The 24,707-nt window shown below is 62.5% G+C and carries 23 protein-coding genes and 1 pseudogene; 9 read left to right on the forward strand and 15 right to left on the reverse strand.

The features are described 5' to 3' along the window. A partial coding sequence (locus tag H3V53_RS13385; RefSeq protein ID WP_336598325.1) for a cupin domain-containing protein occupies positions 1-612 on the reverse strand: 612 nt, incomplete at its 3' end. A gap of 92 nt (positions 613-704) precedes the next feature. On the opposite strand from H3V53_RS13385, the gene H3V53_RS13390 reads away from it, so the two are divergent. The 3 genes from H3V53_RS13390 to H3V53_RS13400 all read left to right on the forward strand — a co-directional run bounded on the left by H3V53_RS13390 (position 705) and on the right by H3V53_RS13400 (position 4,350). Continuing rightward, positions 705-1,949 (forward strand): DUF1479 domain-containing protein, encoded by a 1,245-nt coding sequence (locus H3V53_RS13390; protein WP_336598403.1) that lies wholly within the window; start codon positions 705-707, stop codon positions 1,947-1,949. Positions 1,950-2,029: 80 nt separating this feature from the next. Next, on the forward strand, positions 2,030-3,277 hold the full coding sequence (locus H3V53_RS13395) for an ABC transporter substrate-binding protein (protein WP_419539492.1): 1,248 nt from the start codon (positions 2,030-2,032) through the stop codon (positions 3,275-3,277). A gap of 56 nt (positions 3,278-3,333) precedes the next feature. Beyond that, complete coding sequence (locus H3V53_RS13400; protein WP_336598326.1) at positions 3,334-4,350, forward strand: aldo/keto reductase; 1,017 nt, start codon at positions 3,334-3,336, stop codon at positions 4,348-4,350. A gap of 75 nt (positions 4,351-4,425) precedes the next feature. On the opposite strand, the gene H3V53_RS13405 is transcribed toward H3V53_RS13400, so the two are convergent. From H3V53_RS13405 to H3V53_RS13430, 6 genes are all read right to left on the reverse strand, one after another. Next, positions 4,426-4,980: a hypothetical protein gene (locus tag H3V53_RS13405; RefSeq protein WP_336598327.1), complete on the reverse strand. Its 555-nt coding sequence runs from the start codon at positions 4,978-4,980 to the stop codon at positions 4,426-4,428. A 626-nt stretch (positions 4,981-5,606) separates the two neighbouring features. Continuing rightward, positions 5,607-6,368, reverse strand: a complete 762-nt coding sequence (locus tag H3V53_RS13410) for an IclR family transcriptional regulator (RefSeq protein ID WP_336598328.1) — start codon at positions 6,366-6,368, stop codon at positions 5,607-5,609. Between the two features lie 142 nt (positions 6,369-6,510). Next, positions 6,511-7,263, reverse strand: a complete 753-nt coding sequence (locus H3V53_RS13415; protein ID WP_054921833.1) for an ATP-binding cassette domain-containing protein — start codon at positions 7,261-7,263, stop codon at positions 6,511-6,513. Then, on the reverse strand, positions 7,260-7,907 hold the full coding sequence (locus tag H3V53_RS13420) for an amino acid ABC transporter permease (RefSeq protein WP_336598329.1): 648 nt from the start codon (positions 7,905-7,907) through the stop codon (positions 7,260-7,262). The genes H3V53_RS13415 and H3V53_RS13420 overlap by 4 nt, the downstream gene beginning before the upstream one ends. A 46-nt stretch (positions 7,908-7,953) precedes the next feature. Next, positions 7,954-8,673: an amino acid ABC transporter permease gene (locus H3V53_RS13425; RefSeq protein WP_336598330.1), complete on the reverse strand. Its 720-nt coding sequence runs from the start codon at positions 8,671-8,673 to the stop codon at positions 7,954-7,956. A 65-nt stretch (positions 8,674-8,738) separates the two neighbouring features. After that, on the reverse strand, positions 8,739-9,572 hold the full coding sequence (locus H3V53_RS13430) for a transporter substrate-binding domain-containing protein (RefSeq protein ID WP_054921836.1): 834 nt from the start codon (positions 9,570-9,572) through the stop codon (positions 8,739-8,741). Between H3V53_RS13430 and H3V53_RS13435 the strand changes: the two genes are divergently transcribed. Continuing rightward, the gene (locus H3V53_RS13435) at positions 9,550-10,032 is read left to right on the forward strand and encodes a hypothetical protein (protein ID WP_336598411.1); all 483 of its coding nucleotides are present in this window, start codon (positions 9,550-9,552) and stop codon (positions 10,030-10,032) included. The genes H3V53_RS13430 and H3V53_RS13435 overlap by 23 nt on opposite strands. A 66-nt stretch (positions 10,033-10,098) precedes the next feature. On the opposite strand, the gene H3V53_RS13440 is transcribed toward H3V53_RS13435, so the two are convergent. From H3V53_RS13440 to H3V53_RS13465, 6 genes are all read right to left on the reverse strand, one after another. Beyond that, on the reverse strand, positions 10,099-11,259 hold the full coding sequence (locus H3V53_RS13440; RefSeq protein WP_336598331.1) for a mannitol dehydrogenase family protein: 1,161 nt from the start codon (positions 11,257-11,259) through the stop codon (positions 10,099-10,101). Positions 11,260-11,290: 31 nt separating this feature from the next. Next, entirely contained in the window at positions 11,291-12,301 is a 1,011-nt protein-coding gene (locus H3V53_RS13445) for a zinc-binding alcohol dehydrogenase family protein (RefSeq protein WP_336598332.1), read from the reverse strand. A 70-nt stretch (positions 12,302-12,371) separates the two neighbouring features. Further along, positions 12,372-13,388 carry an aldo/keto reductase gene (locus H3V53_RS13450; protein WP_336598333.1) on the reverse strand — a complete coding sequence of 339 codons (1,017 nt, stop codon included), beginning with the start codon at positions 13,386-13,388 and terminating at the stop codon, positions 12,372-12,374. 96 nt (positions 13,389-13,484) lie between these two features. Beyond that, on the reverse strand, positions 13,485-14,432 hold the full coding sequence (locus H3V53_RS13455) for a substrate-binding domain-containing protein (RefSeq protein WP_054921843.1): 948 nt from the start codon (positions 14,430-14,432) through the stop codon (positions 13,485-13,487). Between the two features lie 55 nt (positions 14,433-14,487). Further along, positions 14,488-15,519, reverse strand: coding sequence for an ABC transporter permease subunit (locus H3V53_RS13460; protein WP_054921845.1), 1,032 nt, complete (start codon positions 15,517-15,519; stop codon positions 14,488-14,490). Next, the gene (locus H3V53_RS13465; RefSeq protein ID WP_336598334.1) at positions 15,512-17,065 is read right to left on the reverse strand and encodes a sugar ABC transporter ATP-binding protein; all 1,554 of its coding nucleotides are present in this window, start codon (positions 17,063-17,065) and stop codon (positions 15,512-15,514) included. Before H3V53_RS13465 ends, H3V53_RS13460 begins: the two co-directional genes overlap by 8 nt. Before the next feature lie 225 nt (positions 17,066-17,290). On the opposite strand from H3V53_RS13465, the gene H3V53_RS13470 reads away from it, so the two are divergent. Together H3V53_RS13470 and H3V53_RS13475 are read left to right on the forward strand one after the other, a co-directional pair. Further along, positions 17,291-17,992 (forward strand): FadR/GntR family transcriptional regulator, encoded by a 702-nt coding sequence (locus H3V53_RS13470; RefSeq protein WP_336598335.1) that lies wholly within the window; start codon positions 17,291-17,293, stop codon positions 17,990-17,992. A 106-nt stretch (positions 17,993-18,098) separates the two neighbouring features. Then, positions 18,099-18,941, forward strand: a pseudogene (locus H3V53_RS13475) (MFS transporter); the annotation flags it as partial. Positions 18,942-19,041: 100 nt separating this feature from the next. On the opposite strand, the gene H3V53_RS13480 reads toward H3V53_RS13475, so the two are convergent. Next, a complete protein-coding gene (locus H3V53_RS13480) occupies positions 19,042-19,959 on the reverse strand; it encodes a LysR family transcriptional regulator (protein WP_336598336.1) in 918 nt (305 codons plus the stop codon). 143 nt (positions 19,960-20,102) lie between these two features. Between H3V53_RS13480 and H3V53_RS13485 the strand changes: the two genes are divergently transcribed. Next, positions 20,103-20,867 carry an SDR family NAD(P)-dependent oxidoreductase gene (locus tag H3V53_RS13485; protein ID WP_336598337.1) on the forward strand — a complete coding sequence of 255 codons (765 nt, stop codon included), beginning with the start codon at positions 20,103-20,105 and terminating at the stop codon, positions 20,865-20,867. Between the two features lie 177 nt (positions 20,868-21,044). Here H3V53_RS13485 and H3V53_RS13490 read toward each other — a convergent pair whose 3' ends face one another. Further along, a complete protein-coding gene (locus H3V53_RS13490) occupies positions 21,045-21,980 on the reverse strand; it encodes a LysR family transcriptional regulator (RefSeq protein ID WP_336598338.1) in 936 nt (311 codons plus the stop codon). A gap of 179 nt (positions 21,981-22,159) precedes the next feature. On the opposite strand from H3V53_RS13490, the gene H3V53_RS13495 reads away from it, so the two are divergent. Further along, positions 22,160-23,299: an iron-containing alcohol dehydrogenase gene (locus tag H3V53_RS13495; RefSeq protein WP_336598339.1), complete on the forward strand. Its 1,140-nt coding sequence runs from the start codon at positions 22,160-22,162 to the stop codon at positions 23,297-23,299. 69 nt (positions 23,300-23,368) lie between these two features. Continuing rightward, entirely contained in the window at positions 23,369-24,685 is a 1,317-nt protein-coding gene (locus H3V53_RS13500) for an MFS transporter (RefSeq protein ID WP_336598340.1), read from the forward strand. The last annotated feature ends 22 nt before the right edge of the window (positions 24,686-24,707 follow it).

The raw sequence follows: 24,707 nt of genomic DNA on the forward strand, positions 1-24,707 counted from the left end.
CCCGACCTTCAAAGGATGTGCGAATTGCGTGTCAATCAATGACAGCACCCGGTTGAGCCGGTCCGGCCCGTATGCCGAGGTGGCGCCGGCACGAGTTTCGAAGGCGCTTGGTGAGGTCAGAGGTTCAGCCGGCAAGTCCGATAACCAGACGAGAATATCGAGCACGGCGGTCAGCCTTTCGCGTGCATTTGCCGAGAGCAAGCGGTCGAGTTGCGCGCGCATCCGCGTACCCGACCCCTCCTGGAACATCAGCCCGCAAGCGGCCCGCCGGAGAAGATTGCGCAAGTCAGCGTACTCCGGGCACAGATCGGCAAGCCGTTGCACCCACGCGCCATCGAACCATACGACGATAGCCACTTGCGGCTGTGAAGGGTCGATGGAGCGGTTCGACGACCATGTGTGAGGCAGGTCTGGCGGGACCAGCACCAGATCGTCGTCGCCATAGACTGCGACCGAATCCCCGATGTAGCGCTTGCCCTGACTGTTCATCGTCAGGGTTAGCTCGTATTCAGGGTGGTGGTGCCACTCGAATGGAATTCGAGGCAAGCGGCGGTTGTAAACCCTGACCGAACAACTTTCGCCGAAGTCGACGTGTTCGTAAGCAGCTTTCATGGCCGAAAACGCAAATGAATTGCCCGAATAGTATCACCAGGTGTCGTGCATGCGTCATATGCTAGGGCCACGATATTTACATGGGGACAATCATGGCGCTGCAAATCGACGACTTGCCGGGCGCGATCCGGCAGGCAAAAAAGGAGCTTCGCGCGGCGTTGCCGAATTACCGGGAGGTCTTCGCCGAAGTCGAAAAATCGATTAGTGAGGAGGCGAAGCGAATCGCGGCGCGGCGCGATCGCGGCGAAGACGTCATTCCCGAGATTCCATTCTCCGACATCACCGAACAGCGCGTGACGGCCGAACAGACCGCGCTCGTCAAATCGCGCGGCGCATGTGTGATCCGCAACGTCTTCCCGCGCGCGCTAGTGCAGGGCTGGGACGACGATATCGCGCACTACGTTGAGAGCAATCATCTCGACAAGCGTCTGGAAAACCGGGCCGAGGATAAATACTTTGGCCAGCTGGCGTCGAGCAAGCCGCAGATCTACGGTGTGTACTGGTCGAAGCCACAAGTGCTGGCCCGTCAGTCGGAATCGCTGACTGCGGCGCGCGTCTTCCTCAACAAACTCTGGCGCAGTGAAAGCGACGGACGCGTTCACTTCGATCCGGAGCATGTTCCCGTCTACGCCGACCGTCTGCGCCGGCGGCCGCCCGGTTCGGCATCGCTTGGCTTGTCGGCGCATTGCGACGGCGGCTCGGTCGAGCGCTGGATCGAGAGCAATTTCCGCAAGGTGTATCGCCACGTGTTCTCCGGCAACTGGCGTGAATACGATGCATTCGATGCCGCTTTCCGTACCGATGTGGAGGAGATCGCGTCGCCTGCCGTCTGTTCGATGTTCCGCACCTTCCAGGGCTGGACAGCGCTGACGCCGCAAGGCCCGGGCGACGGGACGCTGCAACTCGTGCCTATCGCCAATTCGATGGTGTACATCCTGCTGCGCGCGCTCCAGGACGATGTCGCCGACGACGATCTGTGCGGCGCCATGCCCGGTCGCGCGCTCTCGATCAAGCCGGAATTTCACGCGCCCCTGTTCGAGGCGTTGTCGTCGATTCCCAAAATGGAAGCGGGCGACACCGTGTTCTGGCACAGCGACGTCATTCATGCCGTCGAGGACGAGCATAAGGGCGCGGGCTACAGCAACGTGATGTACATCGCCTCCGCACCCGCGTGCGCGAAAAACGATGCTTATCTGAAGCGTCAGTTGCCGAGCTTCCTGAAAGGCGAAAGTCCGCCTGACTTCCCGACCGACCATTTCGAAGTTGATTTCACCGGCCGCGCGACGGCCGACGACCTGACACGGCTTGGCAAGGCTCAACTCGGTTTCGATCTGTAGCTGAAAAACGGGTGCGCATGCATGGTTGCGCTGATGGCGCATGCGTCGCCCGATCCATAAAGACAAATTCGGAGACTGCAATGAAACAATCGCTGACGTCGGTTGCGACGGCTGTCGCGCTGCTTATGGCCGGTACGCATGCTGTACTGGCTGCTGAACAGATTTCGGTACTGCACTGGTGGACCTCCGGCGGCGAATCGAAAGCCATCCGGGTGCTCAAGGACGACATGAGCAAACAGGGATACGAGTGGAAAGACTTCGCTATCGCGGGCGGCGCGGGCGCGGCGGCCATGACGGCGCTGAAGACGCAGGTGATCTCGGGCAATGCACCGTCGGCGGCGCAGATCAAGGGGCCGCTGATTCAGGACTGGGCTGAGCAGGGGACGCTGGTCACCGTCGATCCTTCCGCTGCGGACTGGAAAGCGCATACGCCCACGCAGATCGATAGTGACGTGAAGGCTGGCGGTCACTATGTCGCCGCGCCGTTTTCCGTGCATCGGATCAACTGGCTGTGGATCAACAAGGCGGATCTCGACAAGGTGGGCGGCACGCCGCCGACGACATGGCCTGAGTTCTTCGCGCTCGCCGACAAGTTTCGCGCCGCGGGCATCACGCCCGTCGCGCACGGTGGTCAACCGTGGCAGGACATGACCATCTGGGAGACGGTCGTGCTGTCGCAGGGCGCGGACTTCTATCGCAAAGCCCTCGTCGATCTCGATCAGAAAACGCTGACGTCGCCGCAAATGATTCAGGTGTTCGAGACCGTCCAGAAGATCCGGACATACTTCGACAAGGGCTACCACGGCCGCGACTGGAATCTGGCCACGGCGATGGTGATTTCCGGCTCGGGCGGCATGCAGTTCATGGGTGACTGGGCCAAGGGCGAGTTCGCCAACGCGAACAAGAAGGCGGATGTCGACTATATCTGCGCAGCCGCGCCCGGTACGGCGAATGCCTACACGTACACGGCGGATGCATTCGTGTTCTTCCAGCAGAACGGCAAAAAGGATGCAACGCCGGGACAGCTTGCGCTTGCCAAAACAATCATGTCGGTCGACTTCCAGCAGCAGTTCAGTCTCTACAAGGGATCCATTCCCGTCAGGCTGGATGTGCCGATGGACAAGTTCGACAGCTGCGCGAAGAAATCGCGCGCGGACGAGCAGGCGACGATCAAGACGGGTGGGTTCCTGCCTTCGCTCGCCTTTGGCGAGCTTCAGTCGCCCGTCACGGCTGGCGCGATCAGCGACGTCGTGACGAATTTCATGAACTCCAATGAGGATGCGAAAGAGGGCGTGCGCAAGCTCGCGGCTGCGGCGAAGGTCAAGTGACGGCGCGTATGGGCCGATCAGGAAACGCGCAACATCACTCGTGAAAGGGAAGAAAAATGAATCCGGTAGCAAAGCGCAAGTGGCCGCGTTCGGGGCTCGAAACAACGGTGATGGGCTTCGGCGCCGCGCCGATCGGCAATATCTTCAGGCCGATCAGCGAAGAAGATTCGGCGGCCTTGATCAAGGCGGCGTGGGACGCGGGCGTACGCTACTTCGACACCGCGCCGATGTACGGTCATGGCTTGAGCGAAGCACGCTGCGGGCAGGGGCTGCGCTGGTATCCGCGCGACGAGTTTGTGCTGTCCACCAAGGTTGGGCGCCTGCTCAAGCCGCGCAAGCGCGCCGACATCGACTTCGCCCCGTGGGTCGACGGACTGCCGTTTGAAAATGTTTTCGATTACAGCTACGACGGCACGATGCGTTCGATCGAAGACAGTTTGCAACGTCTGGCGCTGGAGCACATCGATATTGCGTTGATCCACGACATCGATGTGTTCACGCATGGAGAGCGCCAGCCCGAGATGTTCGAAGCGGCGATGGCGGGTGCGTCGAAAGCACTGCTGAAGCTTCGCGACGAAGGCGTGGTGAAGGCGGTGGGGCTGGGTGTCAACGAATGGCAGGTCGCGCACGAAGCGATCCGCAGGCAGGATTTCGACTGCCTGCTGCTGGCCGGCCGCTACACCTTGCTCGAGCAGGACGCGCTGGATGGCTTTCTGCCGCTGTGTGAAGCAAGACGGGTGTCGGTCATTCTCGGGGGCGGCTACAACAGCGGGATTCTCGCGACGGGCGCGGTGCCCGGTGCCAAATACAACTACGCGCCCGCGCCCGAAGCCATTCTGGAACGCGTGCGCAAGATGGAGCAGGTATGCCGGGATTATTCCGTGCCGCTCAAAGCCGCTGCACTGCAATTCGTTCTTGGTCATCCTGCGATCCCGACCAACATCCCGGGAGTGCGTACGGTCGCGCAACTCGAAGACAACCTGCGGACCTTCCGGACCGAGATACCCGCTGAATTCTGGGCCGAGCTGAAACGCCGCGAGCTGATCCGTCACGACGCGCCGACGCCGCGATAGCGGGTGACGTCGAACATCCTGGTGTTTGAACAACCATACTAGCCGAACTTGCACCGCTTGCCGCGGTGGTTTGCCTCAATCTGCTCCTGCGCCCGCGGCGGGCCCAGGGGCCGCGTCTGACGGCGATGCGCGCCCCCTTTCACGCGAGAGCAACTGCTGTTTCAACATGAGCGCTTCGCTGTTATCGCGCTCCAACGAAAGCGCCCAATAGACGCCCGATCGGGCCATTCGCAGGTCGTTCTTCTCGAGCCCGGTGCGAGCTCGTGCAAGGGCAAGTGTCATCAGTCTCTGATTTTTGCTGCTGCCGCTCCGGGGGCTTGCGGCCGGTTCGGACGACGAGATGGGTTCACGCTCCGAATGCGAGGGCGGCGATTGAGAGTTCTGCGTCGTTGCAGCAGCCGACGGCGCTGACTCCGAGGGAGGAATCGACGCGACTGTATGGCTCTGCGCTGGTGCCGTGAGATCGCCGGCTGCCGATGCCGCCGCCCCCTGCAACCGCGGGCTCGCGCCATCTGCCGTGACGCTGCCTTGCACGAAAGTTGATGCTTCTTGTCGATCGTGGCCGGTGGAGTCGTCGCGCCGGTGCGAGAGCAGCAGTGTGACGGCCACCGCGAGCAGGGTCACAAGCATCAGTGCTATGCCCGCTTTCCAGCCGCGACGGGCGGCAGCGCGCACCGGCGCTGCAGGCGAGCGCGGGTCGGCGCCAGGACCGGCTGATTCCGACGGAGATGTCGACCGTGAACCCCATAGCCCGATGCGGGCCGCCATGCCGGGCTTCTTCGCGGGCACGCGTTTGTCGGGCGCGTGCAGCGTCCGCGTTCCGCATCGCGGGCAGAAGTTCACCCGTTCAGAAAACCGGCCCCCACAACGCTCGCAGGTCGCCGGGAAAAGCAGGGCACGAGCGGTTTGTGCGCCCATCATTCAATGTCCCCCGATTAAGAACGCAGACACTGCATCGGTCTTGCTCGCAGCGATTGTCGCGACGCTACGGTTCGTATCGCGATCGACAGCTAACGCCGTTCCCAACAAAAGTAGGAGGAATCGATACGACTACCGGCAGATTGGCCAATATCGGTCAGCCGCGGATGAGCGTCAACCCGCTATGCCGACTTCCTTCAGCATGCATCCGTCATTATTTGGCCGTGTGAGGTGACGCGAGTGGCAAAGTGCGCAATTTCGTGATTCGCGCCATCGAAACGATTTGGGGTTCGATCCAGCCGTCAGCATCTCGTGATGCAGCATCGCGTGCAACGCGTCTATGTGCGCATCAGCGGCTGGGATAGCGATTTCGCGGACGCGATCAGATCGTCGAGCATGGCCGCACGCTTGTTGGGGTCGGTATCGCGAGCTGTCATGAAGCACAGGGCCGCGATCGGCAGGCCGGTGCGGTCACGCACGGGCGCGGCCATGCAAAGCCGGAACGACATCGACAGGCCCTCGGTGCAGCAGTAGCCCTGCGCCGCGGCATGGCGCACATCCCGCATGAAGTCATCGAACGCGATGCGGCGGCCGTCATCGAGCAAGTAGTCTTCGTCGGGAATCAATGCGTGGACGTCTTCGTCGGTCAGATGCCCGAGCAACAGACGGCCCGTCGCCGTCCACGGTATCGGCACCTTCACGCCGATATCGGACGTAATGTTGAACGGCCGCGCGCTGTTCTCCGACAGCACCACCGTGTACTTGTCGCCTTCGAGCATGCACAGCTGTGCGGTCTCATCGTACTTGCGCACGAGCCCGAGTATCGTCTGGTGCGCGCGGCTGATGAGATCGTTGTGCATCGCATAGTCGGCGCCGTAGTAATGCATCTCGCGCCCGAAAAACACGCTGCCGTCGGCGGCGGTTTCGAGCCATCCTGCTTCGGCGAGAATCGTGACCAGCTCATAGACGCTCGAGCGCGGCGCGCCCGTTGTTTCAATCAGTTCGCGCATCGTCAGCGGACGCCGCGCAATATGCAGCTGCTTGAAAATGCCGATCACGCGGTCCACGCCCCGGGCCCGTGACGATTCTGGTGCTGACATTCGGTCGACTCCGTGGGCGATAGGGATCGCAGTTTGTTTTTCGTCGTTCATGCGTTCGCGGGTTTAGCGGACATGGGGCGTGCTCGCGGTGCGATTCGCGGCAGCACCCGTCGCAGGCCCGTGTGCCACTCTATGCCGTACCTCAATGATCGAGCACGCGGTGCAGGAACTGCTTCGTCCGTTCGTTCTGCGGCATCACGAAGATCTGCTCCGGCTCGCCTTGTTCGGCAATGACACCCTTGTCCATGAACACGACGCGGTCCGCCGTTTTCCGCGCGAAGCCCATTTCATGCGTGACGACGACCATCGTCATGCCGTCGCGCGCGAGTCCGCGCATCACCTCCGTCACTTCGCCGACGAGTTCCGGATCCAGCGCCGACGTCGCTTCGTCGAAGAACATGATGCCCGGCTCGACGGCTAGCGCCCGCGCAATCGCCACACGCTGCTGCTGGCCGCCCGATAACTGGCTCGGATAGTGTTCGGCGCGATCGGCGAGGCCCACGCGATCGAGCACATCCATGGCGCGTTTGCGCGCGTCGGCGGGGCTCATCTTGCGCGCCTTGATCAGCGCGAGCGTCACGTTGCCGAGTGCGGTCTTGTGCGGAAACAGATTGAACTGCTGGAACACCATGCCGACGTGACCGCGAATTTCCTTCGCGCGGCGCGCATCGTGCAGCGGGACTTCGTTGACCCAGACTTCGCCGGAATCGGCGGTTTCGAGGCCGGCCATGATGCGCAGCACCGTGCTTTTGCCGGAACCGGATGCGCCGATCAACACGAGCACTTCACCCGGCCGCACGTGGAGATTGATTTCCTTGAGCACCTTGGTGGCGCCGAAGGACTTGCTGACACCGCTCAGATTGATGACAGGCTTGGACCCGATGGATGTGGTCATGACAACAGGCTCCTACGATCATGGTGGCGCACCCACTGCGACAGCGGGAAACACACGACGAAATACAGCAACGCGACGAGCCCATAGATTTCGACCGGCTTGCCGACGCGATCGACGATGGCCTGGCCGCCATGCATCAGCTCGGACATGCCGATCATGCTGACGATCGACGTGTCCTTGATCAGCGACAGATACTGGCCGATCAGCGGCGGCAGCACGATCTTGCCCGTCTGCGGCAAAACGACGGAAAAGAACGTCTGCGTTTTGCTGAGGCCGAGAATCTGCGAGACTTCCCATTGGCCCTTCGGCACGGCCTCGATACCCGAGCGGAACACTTCGGCGATGTACGCCCCCTGGTACACGCTCAACCCGATGACGCCCGCGGCGAATACATCGATCGCATAGCCGAAGTACGACACCCCGAAGTAGATGAACATCAGCGTGATGAGCACGGGGGTGCCGCGAAACAGCTCGGTATAGAGCTTCGCGGCGCGCGCCGTGCCCCACGGTCCGAACGATCGCAATACGGCGGCGAGCAGGCCGATCAGCGTGCCGCCGACAATCGACGCCGCCGACAGCAGCAAGGTTGTGACCAGTCCTTGAAGCAGGATCGACAGGCTGGTCGTCAGCAATTCGGTTGACATGGATCGTGTCCTCTTCGAAACCCCGGGTGCGGATTCAGTTGCGGGTTCAGTTGCGTCCCGCCTGACGCGGAATCAGGAAGAGCCGCCTGCGCGTATGCTGCTTCATCACCAGCGGCGGATGGAACACGCGAGCGCCGATCTGTTCCGCGATCCACGACAGGCAGTTGCTCAGGATCAGATACGCGATCAGCGTGATCGCGAACGTCTGGATGTAGAGCAGCGTGCGTGCATTGATCACGGTCGCCGTGCCCGTCAGTTCGGGCAACGCAATGGCGGACAGCAGCGACGTGCCGAGCAGCAGCTGGATCAGGTTATTGACGATCGCGGGATACACGGCCCGCGCCGCTTGCGGCAACACCACTTCGGTGAAGATCTGCGAACGTCCAAGGCCGAGGATGCCAGCGGCTTCGATCTGTCCGCGCGGCACCGACTGAATCCCCGCACGGAAAACTTCCGCCATATACGCGCCCACATTGACGCCGAGCGCAATCACGCCTGCCGTATACGCACTCATATTCACACCGAGCGAGGGCAAGCCGAAGAACACAATGAAAATCTGCAGGAGCACGGGCGTATTGCGGATCAGCTCGACATAGCCGCGCGCCACGACGCGTAGCGGCGCAACGCGCGAAGCGCCCGCGAGCGCCGTCAGCAGGCCGAGAATCAGCGCGACGCAAAACGCCAGCAACGTGACCTGCAACGTGAGCCACGCTGCCTGAATGAACTCGGGCACATAGCCCCACAAGGTGAGCCATTGGTAACTCATTGCCATTCCTTCGCGAAGTCGGACTGCTGTCGTGTCGCGCGATCACGAGCGGATCGTGGTCGGATTCAGAACTGCGGGTTCAGCGGATAGCGGGGCGGGACGCCGAACCACTTCGTGTACAGCTGCGCATTGAGCTTCGACGCGTTGATGTTGAACAGGAACAGGTTCAGGTAGTTCTGCCAGACCTGATCGCCTGCCTTCACGCCGAACGCGTTGTATTCGAGCGGCACGAGGGCTTCGTTGGTGACGGTCAGGTCCGGGTCCAGCTTCGCCTGATAGGCGAGGAAGTTGTTGTCCTCGATCATCGCGTCTGCCTGGCCTTGCTTGACAGCGAGGATGGCGGCTTCCGAGCTGTCGTATTCCTGGATCTTCACGGGGATTCCGAGCGCGCGAACTTCGTCGCCGTTCGTCGAACCCTTGACCGTTGCGATGGTATGGCCTGCCATGTCCTTGACCGACTGGATGCCGCTGCTCTTCTTGACGAGCAGCGCCTCGCTCGCGACGACATAGGGTGTGGTAAAGGCGATTTCCTTCGCCCGTTCGAGATTGCGCGTGAAGTTGCAGAAGACCACGTCCACTTTGGCAGTCTGCAGATTCGGAATACGGTTCGCGCTCGTGGTGTTGACCACCTCGAGCTTCACGCCCATTTGCTTCGCCAGTTCCTTCGCGAGATCGACGTCGTAGCCGTCCGGCTGCCCGTTCTTGTCGTAGAAGCCAAATGGCGCGAAAGTCAGGCAGTCACCGACACGCAGCGTGCCGCGTTGCAGGACGGCCTGCAAGGTCGAGCCCGTCGCGGCGTCCTGGCCGGGCGTCGCGACCTTCGTGCAACCGGTCAGCGCAAGTAGCCCAACGACGGCGGACAAGCAGGCGAACCTCATGCTTTCTTTGAACAGTTTCATTTTCGACCTTGGAAAAAGACTCCATCGTTGGAATAGCCCGCGACTGGCGGGGACGTCGCGACAATCCGGCATGCAAACTGACGCGTCACGCATTTTGCTGATTGTCCGGTATATCGGAATCAAATCCGGCACAGCAGATGCGGCCCAGTGTTTCATGGAAAAAAACGTATGGCAACCGGGTATACGACTGAGCGTTGGGCCGTCGAAATTGGGAACGGTCGTTCGGGTTGCGCATGTGTTGGCAGTCGACATACTTGGCCTGGATAAGACGCGAACGGTACGATTGCTTATGGTCGGCGGGCGCAAAAGGTCGGCTGAAGTTTCTGGTCGCGACCGCGGAAGGGCCGGAAGGCCGCCGCGAGAAAGGATGGCGGGGCAAAAGGTGCGCTCGCCCGATCGCAAGAGCTGGCTGCGTTGGACGAGCGGACCGAGCGATGGCGGCGCGCAAGCGCCCATCTGAGTCTCTACCTTGATTGCTATCCGCTGTCAGGACCGGTCAGAAAGCGGAACGATGAGGGCTCATCTTTCACGAGGCCGCTATGTCTTTGCCGTCGAATTGCAGACCGTTCGCCATCAGCAATTTACGCAACTGCGGCTGTACGACGGGCAATGACAGCGAATCGACCATTTCGACGAGCGGCACTATCCGGCGCCTGACCTTCTCACGATGATTGACGGCGATATCGGCAAGGCGATGCGCGAGAAAGGGATTCAGGAATCGTTCGCGAACGCTATCGATATAAGCTTCAGCCTCGCTTTGCAGCCCCATCGCGCCGAAGACGGGCAGCACCTCGTCGTGCCACACCATCTCCAGGTCATCGCGCACGCGCGTTGCGTTCATCGCCTGCAGGACCGTTTGTTCTGATGTGCGGTTCTCGCTGAGCCATTGATCGGCAAGCCACGTATGACCGAGATTCAGAAGATAGAGCTTGAGCTGTGCATAACGCTGCAGGTCATTGGTGAGCACGATCTGCTCGTGTGTACATGGAAGTTCCATTCCTTCACGCCGCTCAATCGCCCATAGCGCATACGGCTCCGCGACCGCGCCTACGGGATGAATGGGCGCGGAAACAATACGGTCGACAAGCGAATTCACCCAGACGCAGTGCTCCTGCAGATAAATGATAAAAGATTCGGGCAGCAACCACTGCCGGGCCATACCAACCACGATATCGCGCAAGGTATCGCCGTTTCTCTCGACGAGTTCGCACGGATAGATCGATACGCCGTGCTGCGGGCGCTCACGCCAGCGAGCGATCAGCAACATCAGCAGCTTCGCCGGATAACTGTGCGGGACGAGCGCATCGTTCGAAAGCAGGTCGGCCGTGTCTCGCTCATCGAGTTGATAACCGGAATCGCTGGTGTTGGATACGATCACGCGCACGTCCTCGATCACGGCGCGACGGATCACGGCCCAATCGGTATCGGTCGCCCACGCGTCGCGCACCGCGCGGCATTCGATCACCCGGTCCACCACTTCGCCCCCGTCGCGACCTCTGATATGTACGGGGTAGTGATCCGCGTGTGAAAGCGCATCGATCCGCGCGCGGCTCGACGGGTTCGACGTCGTCTGCACGACGCTGATGCCGCCCATCGCTTCGCCGCGTTCCAGCGCTTCGGAGACAAAGAGCGCGACATGCGCAAGAAGGAAGCGGCTGGTGCCGAATTGAAGTATGGGTGCACTCATGAGTTCGATCCCGATTGCCCGGCCACTTCGCTCAGCATTCGACCAGCGCTTTCACGACCGTCTGCTCCGGCTCCAGCAGACGCGGAAATGCCTCGGGCACGTCGGCAAGGCGCATGCGGTGCGTGTTGAGCGCACGGTCCGGAATCTGGCCGGCGCGCATCGCCTCGAGCACCGTTTCGAAGTCGGCGGCTGTCGCGTTGCGGCTCGCGAGCAAGGTCGTCTCGCGCTTGTGGAACTCCGGGTCCGAAAAGGCGACCTGGCCGGGCACGATCGAAATCAGCGTGTAGGTCCCGCCATGCGCGACAAAGCCGAAACCGCGGTTCATCGCGTCGATGTTGCCGGTTGCGTCGAAAACCACATCGAAGAATTCCCCGTTCGTCAACGACGACAGCTGCGCTGCGTCGTCGGGGCCGACGGGGACGGCGGCGCTCACATCGAGTTGCGAACTGCAGAACGCGAGCCGGTCAGCGCGCGTATCGAGACACACGACGTCGCCGCCGCGCAGCTTCGAAAAGATCATGGCCGCCATGCCGATCGGACCGGCACCCACGACGAGCACCCGTTGTCCCGTCTGGACGTTCGCGCGCCGTACCGCGTGCGCGCCGATGGCGAGGAATTCGAGCATTGCCGCCTGGTCGAGCGAGACGCCCTCTGCCTTGTGGACGAACTGGGCAGGCACGCTCAGATACTCCGTCATCGCACCGTCGCGATGTACGCCGAGCACCTTGATGTTCACGCAACAGTTGGTCTTGCCCTGGCGGCAGGCGATGCATGTTCCGCACGAAAGATAGGGCATGACGTACACACCGTCGCCCGTCGCGAGTCCCGAATCGCCATCCGCTTCGACGACGACGCCGGAGAGTTCGTGGCCCATCACGCGCGGATATTGGAGGTACGGCTGGTTGCCGGTAAATATATGGAGGTCGGTGCCACAGATGCCGACCCGGCTCACGCGCAACAACACTTCTCCGGGTTTGCGTTCGGGCACATCAGATTGGTGCGCGCGAAGCACGCCGGGAGATTCGCATATCACGCTAAGCATATCGATATCCTCATGAGCGGGAAAACAGGCCAGGCGTTCGCCGCGCGAACGCAAAAGACAGACGGGCGAGTCATGGCCGCCACTCGGGCAGCGGCACCTGCGCGCCAACAAGATGGGCACGACGCAGCGCGGCCCAGAAGTCCGCCGGTATCGTCTGTTCGAGCCACGCAATGTTTTGCTCGAGCTGTAAAGTGCTACGGGCACCGACGACACACGACACCACGGCTGGATGCGCGAAAGGGAATTGCAGCGCAGCGGCGGGCAGCGGCACCTCGAAACGCTCGCACAAAGCCGACAACCGGTTTACCTTGGCAATGACTTCAATGGGGGCATCTGCGTAGTTGAACTTGCCGTTGCCGGCCAGCACGCCTGAGTTGAACACCCCGCCGACAACGATTGCGGTCTTCAGACGCAGACACACATCGAGCAACGGTTCGAGCGCGGTCTGCTCCAGCAGCGTGTAGCGGCCCGCAAGCAGAATTACATCGAGCTCGACTTCATTCAACGCGTCGGCGGCAACTTCCCATTCGTTGACCCCGAGGCCGATCCCTCCGATGTCGCCGCTCGAACGCAGCGCGAGCAACGCGCGAAAGCCGCCGCCATCCGTGAGTTGCGTCCAGTAATGCAGGTGCTGCGGACCGTGCGTCAGGCGGCCGATGTCGTGTACGTACAGCACGTCGATTCGCGCGAGCCCGAGACGCTGCTGGCTGTCTTCGTACGAGCGCATGATGCCGTCATAGCTGTAGTCGTACACCGGACGAAACGGCAGCGGCTCGGCCCAGTTGTCGTCGCCGGGTTTGACGCTCGCGTCGGGGCGCATCAGCCTGCCCACCTTGGTGCTCAGCGTGTAGGCGGCGCGCTCGCGCGAGCCCAGCGCTTGTCCGACGCGCCGCTCGGAAAGCGTGTAGCCATAGTACGGCGCCGTATCGAAGTAACGCAGTCCGGCCGACCAGGCTGCATCGGCTAGCGCGGCCGCCTCGGCGGCCGCCATCGGCCGGTAGAGCCCGCCGAACTGGGAGCAGCCGAGGCCAAGCGCGGTCATCGACAGGCCGCCGCGCGGCAAGGTGCGTTTTGCGTTTGCCTTCATAAACGAATAGGAAGCGCCGCGTTATGTTTCGTGCCGTCGACCGGACCCGCGGCGCGCCTGCGACGCTGCGGGACCGTCACGATTGGGCATGGTTGTTCAGTAGAGGACGTTCTTCGCTTGCGGCGAATCGAGGTTCTGCTTGTCGACCATGACGACGCCCGTATCGACCAGCTTTGGCACCGGCTTGTGCTCGATCACGCCGATAACCGTCTCGATGCCCTTGTGTCCCATCTGCCACGATCCCTGCACGGCAATGGCCTGCACCGTGCCGTCGCGCACAAACCCTTGCAGATCCTCGTTGCCGTCGAAGCCGATCGCGATGAGCTTGCCCGCCTTGCCCGACTGCTTGAGCGCACGGCCCACGCCAACCGCTGTCGGCTCGTTCGCGCCGAAGATGCCCTTCAGGTCGGGATTGGCGGACAGCACGTCAGTCGTCTGGTTCAAGGCCATCGCCATCTGCGACTGCGAGTAGTACGGCCCGACGATCTGCAGCTTCGAGTGGCTCTCGATGTATTTCCGGAACCCGCCCACGCGGCTCACTTCCGAGCCTGCACCGGGCACGTAAGACATAATCGCGATCTTGCCGGTTTGCCCGACACGATCGATGAGCGCTTTGGCGCACAACTCGCCCGCCTTCTCATTGTCGGTCGTGAGGAACGACTGATAGTAGGGCTTGCCGGAATCAGAAATGGCCGAGTCGATGATCACGACGGGGATATGCGCATTCCACGCCTGCTTGATCGCGGGCACGAGCGCATCCGGATCGGAAGGCGCGAGCACGATGCCCGCGACGTGCCGGTTCACGGCATTCACGACCATGTTGACTTCGTCGGTGATGTCGGACTCGGCGGCGGGGCCCTGGAATGTCATCGTGTAGCCCTTTGCATCGCCCAGGGCGGCGTTGGCGCCTTTCTGCACGTTCTGCCAGTAATTCGAATTGACCGTCTTCACGATCACGGCAATCTCGCCGCCCGCCGCGAAGGCGCCCGTGCTGAATGCCGCACAGAGCATGGCCGATACAGCCAGTATGGAAAACTTCTTCATGTCTCGCTCCTGTCTTTAGTGGTTGAACTTCTCCTGACTGCCCAGTGCGCCGTGCCTACCGTTTGCGGTTGCGAAGCTGATCGATCCAGACCGTGCCGAGAATCACCACACCGATGATGATCTGCTGGATGAAGCTCGAAACCCCATTCATGTTGAGGCCGTTGCGCAGCACCCCGATGACGAACGCGCCAATGGCGGTGCCGGAAATCGTGCCGACGCCGCCCATCAGCGACGTTCCGCCAATCACCGAACTCGCGATTGCATCGAGTTCGTACATCACCCCTTCGTTCGGCTGCCCGGTCACGAGCCGGGACATCAGCACGCAGCCCGTCACGCCCGCCAGTGCGCCGGAAAGCACATACGTAAAGAGCTTGACGCCCTGCACATTGACGCCCGAAAGCCTGGCTGCTTCCGCGTTGGACCCGACCGCGTAGATGTGCCGGCCGAGCGACGTCCTCGAAAGCAGAATAGAGACGACGACGAACAGCACGACCATGATGACGACGGGATACGGTATGCCGGGGAATGTCGTGTCGGGAAAACCGTCCGCGCCGATGTGAGAGATGCGGAAGAGGGCGCCATTGCCGAGTTCGCCGAACGCTTCACCGAGGTCTGACACGGGACGTGCGCCTGTGATCTGCAACGCCATCCCGCGCGCAACCAGCATCATGCCGAGCGTGGCGATAAACGGCGGCAAGCCCATTCGCGTGACGCAGATGCCGTTGATGAGGCCGCACATCGCGCCCACCATCACGCCGGCCAGCATCGCAACGGGAACGGGCGCGCCCGCTTTCGCAAGCAGCGTCGCGCAGACGCCGGCGAGCGCGAGCACCGAGCCGACTGAAAGATCGATGCCGCCCGTGATGATCACGCAGGTCGCTGCCACACCGAGATAGGCGATCGACGTGACCTGTAGACCGACCGTCATCAGATTGTCGACCGAAAAGAACGCCTGGCTCGTAACCGAAAATGCAATCACGAGAATCACAAGGCTGCCCAACGCCGCAAATTTCTGGATGAGTTCACGCCGCCGCTGCTGCGCGGACCGGTCGGCCGCCTGGGAACGATCTGATGTCATTTCAAGCATAGGTTTGCCCCGACGCGTAGCGCATGATCTCCTCCTGACTGGTTTGATCCGTTTGAAGAATCGCGGCGATGCGGCCTTCATGAAACACGGCGATCCGGTCTGTCATGCCGAGCAGTTCGGGAAGCTCCGAACTGATCAGCACGACGCCCACGCCATCGGCAGCAAGCCGGTCCATCAACCCGTAAATGGCAAACTTCGCTCCGACGTCGATACCGCGCGTGGGTTCGTCGAAGAAAAGGATTCTCGAGCCGCGATATAGCCACTTTCCAACCACGACCTTTTGCTGGTTGCCGCCGGAAAGGTTGCGCGTGACCTGATTGACGGAAGGCGTGCGGATCGCGAGTTCCTGCACGTAGCGTGCGGCGATGCGCGCTTCCTCGTTGAACCGCAGGAATCCGGCGCGCGAGGCGATACCGCGAACATTCGCGAGCGTGACATTGGCGGCAACGGGCATGCTGAGCGCGAGGCCTTCTTTCTTGCGGTCTTCCGACAGATAAGCAATACCGTGGCGAATCGCCTCGCGCGGCGAACGAATCGTGACCGGCTCGCCGTGCAGCCAGATCGTGCCGCTGTCGAGCGGGTCGGCACCGAAAATGGCGCGCGCGACCTCGGTGCGGCCCGCGCCTATCAGGCCGGCGAAGCCAAGAATTTCGCCCTTGCGCAGCTCGAATGAAAGCGGCCCGAACACCGCTTCGCGCTGCAGGCCGTCGACGCTCAGCAACACCTCGTCGGTCGGCACCGACTGCCGTTGCGGATAGGCATCGTCGAGCGAGCGGCCGACCATGCGCGCGACGACATCGTTGATGGTGAGCGCCGCGAAATTGTCGGTCGAGATGTGCCGGCCATCGCGCAACACCGTCACGCGGTCGACGATTTCTGCCATCTCGTCGAGCCGGTGCGAAATATAGAGAATCGCCACCCCCTGGGCTCGCAACTCCTTGATGATGCGAAAGAGGTGGACGGTTTCGGACTCGGTCAGTGACGAGGTGGGTTCGTCCATGATCAGGACCTGCGCGTCGAGCGACAGAGCCTTGGCGATTTCCACCATCTGCTGCTGCGCGATGGACAGCGCGCCGACTTTTGTGGTGGGCGCGATGGATAAGCCGATGCGGGCGAGACATGCTTTGGCGTCGGCATTGAGCCTGCGCCTGTCGATGAAGGGACCGCGCTTGGGTTCACGCGCCAGAAAGAGATTTTCGGCGATGGAAAGATCGGGAACGAGGTTCAGTTCCTGATGAATGATCGCGATGCCCGCCGCCTGCGCATCGGATGTCGAGCGGAAATTCGCCTGCTCGCCTCGATAGAGGATGGTCCCTCCATCCGGACGGTACTGCCCGCTGATGATTTTCATCAGCGTCGATTTGCCTGCGCCGTTTTCGCCGCAAATGGCATGGACTTCGCCGCAATGCAGGTCGAGGTTGATGCCGTCAAGCGCGATGACGCCGGGAAACTGCTTCCGAATCCCATTGAGCCGCAGGATCTCTCCCTTCCAGGCGTGACTGTTCGGCTTGCCGGTTGGTCCGGGCCGGCTCAGAGGCGTGCTCATCGTGTCTCCTGTGACGGCTGACCTGGCGGTGCTGGTCAGTCCAGTTGCAAAACATTAAAGCGCAATTTCGCCGATTGGTCAATCCAGTTTGAAATTTTCGAACTGCCCTTACCAATATTGGATAGTCTTTGTGTACGGGGTCGTTTGCGCGGCCGCATTGGCCGCTGCTAGACTTCGCCACGACGCCGTTCCTGGCGTTTTCTGTGAATCGGACGCTGGCCGTTTATGAAATCACAAGAGCCCAAGCGGCTTTACCAATCCGTCGCAGCGGAGATCCTTACGCTGATCCGCCAGGGCGAATTCCCAGTCGGCGAGCGTTTGCCGGCCGAGCGCGAACTGGCCTTGAGACTCGGCGTGTCGCGTCCTTCATTGCGCGAGGCGTTGATTGCGCTCGAGATTGATGGCCGCGTCGAAATCCGGATGGGTTCGGGTGTCTACGTGCGCGATACGGGCGCTGACGAGGAGAGCGCTGTTGGCGCGCTGGGCGACAGTCCATCCGAACTGATGCAGGCTCGCGCGGCCATTGAAGGCAGTGTCGCGGCACTTGCTGCTGCACATATGACGGCTGCCATGGCTGGCCGCTTGAAGCGAACGGTTGACCGGATGCGCAGGCTCGCCGCGCTCGGCAAGACGCCCGTCGACGCCGACCGGCAGTTTCATATGCTGGTCGCGGAGGCCGCCGGCAATTCGGTGCTCGCGCGCTTTGTGGGCGAACTGTTCGATAGCCGCCACGATCCCATTGCGGCAGCGATGCGGGGTCACACGGAAAGCGCGAAGACATGGACCGATGCGGTGCGGGAACATGAGGAGATCCTGCGGGCATTGCAGTCGGGCGACCCGATCGCTGCGCAAACCGCGATGCGCGCGCATCTCATGGCTTCGGAAGAGCGTTGGATTGGCGGCGTGCTCAAGCGCGATAGCGATTGAGACAACGCTGTCGCGTGTTGTCTCAAGGTGTGTTGAGCGGTTTCTTGCGCGGCCCACAGTGCAGTCCGGAAATCCGTTGTTGCGGGATCCGAATGTCGGCATTACCAATCAGGTGGCCAATCACGCGGGCAATGTCGTGGGTGCGACGCTGTCGGGGTGGCTCGGCTGGCGGTATGGATTCGGCGCGATCTTCGCGCTGACGGGCGGCTTCGGTCCGTTGACGGTCATCTCGACGCTGCTGATCCGCCGCGATGCCATCGATCACGACCGCGCGCGCGGCCTCGCCTCGGGGTCGTCCGCACATCAGCAAGAGCGCGTGAGCGGCTTTCGCGTACTCGTGACCTGCCGTCCGCTGTTGCTGCTGGCCGCCGCGCTCGCGATGTTTCACCTCGGCAATGCGGCAATGCTGCCGCTCTATGGTCTTGCCGTCGTTGCCGCGCACAAGGGCAATCCAAGCGCGTTCACTGCGCAGACCATCGTCGTCGCGCAACTGGTGATGATTGCCGTCGCGTGCATCGCGAACCGGCTGATCCAGCGGCTCGGCTACTGGGGCGTCATCCTGCTCATCTTTCTCGCGCTGCCATTGCGCGGTCTGGTCGCGGCATTGTTTATCTCGGCCTGGGGCGTGTGGCCCGTCCAGGTTCTGGACGGCATCGGTGCGGGGCTGCAAAGCGTGGCGGTTCCGGCGCTCATCGTGCGGCTGCTGCAAGGCACGGGCCGCGTGAACGTGGGGCAGGGCGTGGTGATGACGGTGCAGGGCATGGGTGCCGCGCTGAGTCCCGCGTTGGGCGGCATGCTTGCACAGCACTTCGGCTACGCGGCGGCATTTCTCGTGCTGGGCACCGTATCGACGGGGTCGCTCGCGCTGTGGTTGCTGTTCGGTACATCACTGAAGAAGGCCTGCAGCGTTCGTCGCGACCCGGTTAGCGCTGGCTCACTCGCTACATGACCAGGTAACGCGCAACATCCATGCTTTCGTCCTTTCGACCGGCGCAGGACGGGGAAGCACGGGCATCTGGTCGAGCGGGCTGATCCAATCCGCGAGCACATCATTTCGGCCATCGCCAGGTTGGATCGGAGAGATATTCGGCGAAGTAATCGGACAACGCCGAGACCTTCGCGGGTCGCGCACGCGCGGACGGCGTAACGAAGTAGAGGCCGCCTCGCGTCAGCGACCAGTCGGTCAATATCGCTTCGAGCCGACCATCGGCCAGATATTCACCGGCGATGAACTCGGGCAACTCGGCGATCGCCAGACCGTCGAGCAGCGTGGGCAACAGTGCATCGGAATTCGTCACGCGCAGCGGGCCCGTCGGCATCACCGCTTCCTCGTCGCCGGCGTCGTTCGTGAAACGCCACACATCGCTGCGCGCGCGATACGCGTACGACAGACATGGCCGATCCACCAGCTCGCGCGGATGCGTGGGCCGCCCTTCGCGCCGCAGATACTCCGGCGACGCCACCACGAATTGCGTCACCGCACACAGCCGGCGCGCCACCAGCGACGAATCCGGCAACGCGGCAATACGCAGCGCGGCGTCGAAGCCATCCGCGACCAGATCCACCGGCGCATCCGATAGATGCAAGTCGATCGACACCTCCGGATAGGCGCGAAAGAAGCCCGGCAGCAGCGGCGCGACGCAGCGCAGCCCGAACGCCATCGGCACGGCGAGGCGCACCAGCCCGCGCGGCTGCAGCGACATCTCGCGCGCCGCACTTTCGGCCTCCTCGGCTTGCCGGTAGATCTCGCCGGCTTTCTCGCAGATCGTCCGGCCGAATTCGGTGAGCGACAGCTGGCGTGACGTGCGGTTGAAAAGCCGTGCGCCCAGTCGATCCTCCAGGCGGGCCACGCCGCGCGAGACCGTCGCCACCGACACGCTCATTGCACGCGCCGCCGCCGCGAACGATCCCTCCTCGGCGACCTTCGCGAACATCGCCAGTCCTTCGAAATCAGGCAGTCTCGCCATTCGTTCTCATCATTTCATTTATGCAACGTTGGATTGCAATCAATTCTATTTCGAAAAGACGGTGCCGTCGATATTCTCCTTTCATCGCAGCACGCAACACCGAACGTCAACCATCCACTGAACGAAACGAAAGGAGCAATACCATGGCACGCACACTCGACAACAAGATCGCACTCGTTACCGGCGCAAGCAGCGGCATCGGCCTCGCGACCGCCCAGCGCTTCGCGGCCGAAGGTGCGCACGTCTACCTCACGGGCCGCCGTCAGGCCGAACTCGATGCCGCCGTGAAGAGCATCCGCGAAGCGGGCGGCAAGGCAACCGGCGTACGCGTCGACTCCACCCAACTCGGCGAGCTCGATGCGCTGTATGCGCAGATTCAGGAAGAACAGGGACGTCTGGACGTGCTGTTCGCAAACGCGGGCGGCGGCTCGATGCTGCCGTTTGGCAACATCACCGAAGAGCACTTTGACGACACGTTCAATCGCAATGTGAAGGGCGTGCTGTTCACGGTTCAAAAGGCGCTGCCGCTGCTGGCCAAGGGGGCGTCGGTGATTCTCACGGGTTCGACGGCGGGCAGCGCGGGCACGGCGGCATTCAGCGTCTATTCGGCTTCCAAGGCGGCAGTGCGCTCGTTCGCACGCAACTGGATTCTCGATCTCAAGGACCGCCAGATCCGCGTCAACACGATCAGCCCGGGCGCGACCCGCACGCCGGGCCTGCTCGATCTGGCGGGCGACGACGCCACGCAGCGCCAGGGTCTCGCCGATTACCTCGCTGCGCAGATCCCGATGGGGCGTCTCGGCGAACCCGGCGAAATCGCGAGCGCCGCGCTGTTCCTCGCCTCGGACGATTCGAGCTTCGTGAACGGTATCGAGCTGTTTGTCGATGGCGGTCAACAGCAGATCTGAGTTCGCTCGCCCACGTGGATGCGGTCATCGACGGTCGCATCCAGCCAGGCTCGCTCGAACGGAGTGCCATCGCTGCTGGCCCACTTCGAGGCAGCGCTTGTCATTCATGATGGGTGCGGGAGCGCGGTCGGGCTCAGGGCGCCCGCACAACAACTTGCTGGCGTGCGGCACCCGACATCACGCGTCGCCGCCATGTTTGGCGTTCAACTCTTCGATCAGCTGTCTCGCACCGGGCGAGAGTTGCGCGCCTTTTCGGGTGACGAGTTCGTAAGGCTCGCTACGCGAAGCAAGATGCAGCGGAAGGATGCACGTCATTCCGTGACTGGCAAAAAACTGCGCGACGTCGATCGACACCAGCGCGACGAACGACGGATTGCTCTGCAGCAGCGCGAGCGTGGCGAATGCCGACGTCGTTTCGAGCAGATGCATCGGAAAGCGAATGTCGGCTTCGCGGAACTCGCGCTCCAGCAAGAGCCGCATCGGCATGTTCGCGCGATACACCACCCAGCGATATTCCGCCGCGTCCTGAAGCCTGACCTTCTTCGCGCGCCGCAGCGGATGCTGCACATTGGCCACGACGGCGAGCGTCTCCTCCTGCAGCCGCGTGGTTTCGTAGTGCTGCGGCGTCTGGCTGATCGTCGTGCGACAGATGGCCAGGTCGAGACGGCCTTCGTCGATCTGGCTGAGCAACATCGCGCTCGTGTCTTCGACGATTTCGACTGAAATTTCCGGGTTTCGCGCGATCAGCGACGTAATCGCATCGGTGAGCAGCGGCACGGCGCCCATGATCACACCGACGGCCACGCGGCCGCCCTGGCCGCGCATGATCCCGACGATCTCTTCACGCATGTGCGACAGATCGGTGTGGATCAGGCGCGCATAGCGAATCACGCAGCGTCCCGCTTCCGTCGGTTCGAGTCCCCGGTTCGTGCGGTTGAACAGCGGTGTCCCGAAGGTCGTTTCGATTTCCTGCAAGGCCTTGCTGGCGCCCGGCTGCGTGAGCGCCACCTGCTGCGCCGCCTTCAGCAACGAGCCGTGATCGCCGAGAGCGATTAGCAGTCGCAGTTGCTTCAGATGGAGGCGGGAAATGATGGAGTTGAGCGGCGGTGTCATTGGGTTGAGGAAAAGTTATAGCTGTATCAAAACTTCTCAATTACTGAGAAATAGACGTCTCCTTATACTGGCTGCAAACGGTGTCTAAAAAGCGCCAGCATCAACGCGACGGTCGGGTTATGGGCCGTTGGAGCCCGGCGCCGCAGCGCCCACAGCCACTATAACTGACGCTCATTCCCATGTCCCTCATCAACTACATCACGCAAATTCAGTTCGACTATGGCGCCATCCGTTTGCTCGGCAGCGAATGCGAGCGAGTGGGTATCAGGCGGCCATTGATCGTCACGGACAAAGGTGTCCGGGCAGCCGGCATCATCGATACGGTGCTCGCCGCGCTTGGCGGCACCGCGCCCGTCGCGATCTATGACGGCACGCCGCCGAACCCCAACGAGGCTGCCGTGCGCGACGCGGTGGCGGCCTATCGCACGGGCGATTGCGACGGCATCGTCGCCGTGGGCGGCGGTTCGGCGATCGATCTGGCCAAGGGTGTGGCCATTTGCGCGACGCACGAAGGCCCGCTACAGCGGTTCGCCGTGATCGAAGGCGGCGCGACGAACATCACCGCGAAGACCGCGCCCGTGATTGCCGTGCCCACGACAGCGGGCACCGGCAGCGAAGTGGGCCGCGGCGCCATCCTGATTCTCGACGACGGCCGCAAGGTCGGCGTGATCTCGCCGTTCGTGGTGCCGCGCGTGGCGATCTGCGATCCGGAGCTGACGCTGGGCTTGCCGCCCGCATTGACGGCGGCGACCGGCATGGACGCGATCGCGCATTGCATCGAGACCTTCCTCGCGAGCGCATTCAATCCGCCCGCCGACGGCATTGCGCTGGACGGACTGTGGCGCGCATGGCGTCATATCGAGCGCGCGACGCGCGAACCGGGCGACCGTGTGGCGCGGCTGAACATGATGAGCGCATCGATGCAAGGCGCGCTCGCGTTCCAGAAAGGCCTGGGCTGCGTGCACAGCCTGAGTCATTCGCTTGGCGGCATCAATCCGCGCCTGCATCACGGCACGCTCAACGCGATCTTTCTGCCTGCGGTGCTCGAATTCAACCAGCACGCGCCGTCCGTGCGCGACGAGGACAAGCTCAACCGCATGGCGACCGCGATGGGGCTTGGCAACGGCGCGGAGGTGGCGCCGTCGGTGCGGACCATGACGCAGCGGCTCGGCTTGCCGACGGGCCTCGCGCAACTGGGCGTCACGCCCGCGATGTTCCCCGACATCATCAAGGGCGCGCTCAAGGACCACAGCCACAAGACCAATCCCCGCGAAGCGTCCGAAAGCGATTACCGCCACATGCTGGAAGCGTCGCTCTGACGCGATCGCATCTGACCGACTCAGTGCCGCGCAGACGGCACTCCAACAAATCAACCGGAGACACTCAACATGCAGGCGAGCAAGAAGCTGCGTCGTATCCAGCGCCTTTCCATTTTCTTTTTGACGCTGGCGGGTTGCATCAACTATCTGGACCGTAGCGCGCTATCGGTGGCCAACAGCACCATTAGCGGCGAAATGGGACTGAGCGCGTCGCAGATGGGCCTGCTGCTTTCCGCGTTTTCGATGTCGTATGCGTTCGCGCAGTTGCCCGTCGGCGTCCTGCTGGATCGTCTGGGCGCGCGGCTGATGCTCGGCACGGGCATGTTGCTGTGGTCGGTCGCGCAGCTGTGCACGGGCTTCGTACACGGCATCCAGCAGTTTTTCCTCGCGCGGGTGTGCCTGGGCATCGGCGAAGCGCCGCAGTTTCCTGCCGGCGCGAAGGTGATAGGCGAATGGTTCGCGCTGCGCGATCGCGGCGCGCCAACGGGGATTTTCGTGGCCTCGTCGACGATCGGCCCCGCGATTGCGCCGCCCATTCTCACTGCGCTCATGCTGACTCTCAGCTGGCGCGAAATGTTCATCGTCACGGGTGTGTTCGGCATCCTGGTGGCGCTCGGCTGGTACGCGGTGTATCGCAACCGCAGCGAAGTGGAATTGACGCCCGACGAGCAGGCCCATCTCGCCGAAGGCGCGCAGGAAGAGCCCAACGCAGCGCCGCTGAACGGCGCGCAGTGGCGCAATCTCTTCGCGCAACGCACGACGTGGGGCATGCTGTTCGGCTTCATGGGCGTCATCTACATGGTGTGGCTGTATCTGACCTGGCTGCCCGCGTATCTCGAGCACGAGCGCGGCATGAGCATCGCGCGCGCGGGCTGGGTCGTGGTGATTCCGTACTTCATCGGCACGCTCGGCATGGTGGGAAGCGGCTATATCGCAGACTGGCTCTACAGCAAGGGCATGGCGCCCATCACGAGCCGCAAGTGGCCGATCTGCGTGGGACTCGTCGGCGCTGCGGCGGCCACGGTCCCGGCTGCGCTGACGCCTTCCGCGTGGATGGCCATCGCGTACATCTCGCTGGCTATGTTCTTCCTGAACATGGCTTCGGGCGGCGCGTGGTCGCTCGTGAGTGTCGCCGCGCCGCGTCAGGCCGTGGCGTCGCTCGGCGGCATCCAGAACTTCGGCGGCTTCCTGGCGGGATCGGCTGCGCCGATCGTGACCGGCCTCGTGGTGGACCGCACGCATTCGTTCGTGAACGCACTGATCGTGAGCGCCGCCGTCGCGCTGCTGTCCGCCGTTGCCTACATGGTCATGGTGCGCAGGCCGGTGAGCGTCACGCAAGAGCATGAAGCGGGTGCCGCGCTGGGAGCCGTGCAGCCGGCCGAATGAAGGGCAGCAAGCGCACCAGCCA

The organism is Paraburkholderia bengalensis (genome assembly GCF_037126505.1).
Classification (GTDB): domain Bacteria; phylum Pseudomonadota; class Gammaproteobacteria; order Burkholderiales; family Burkholderiaceae; genus Paraburkholderia; species Paraburkholderia bengalensis.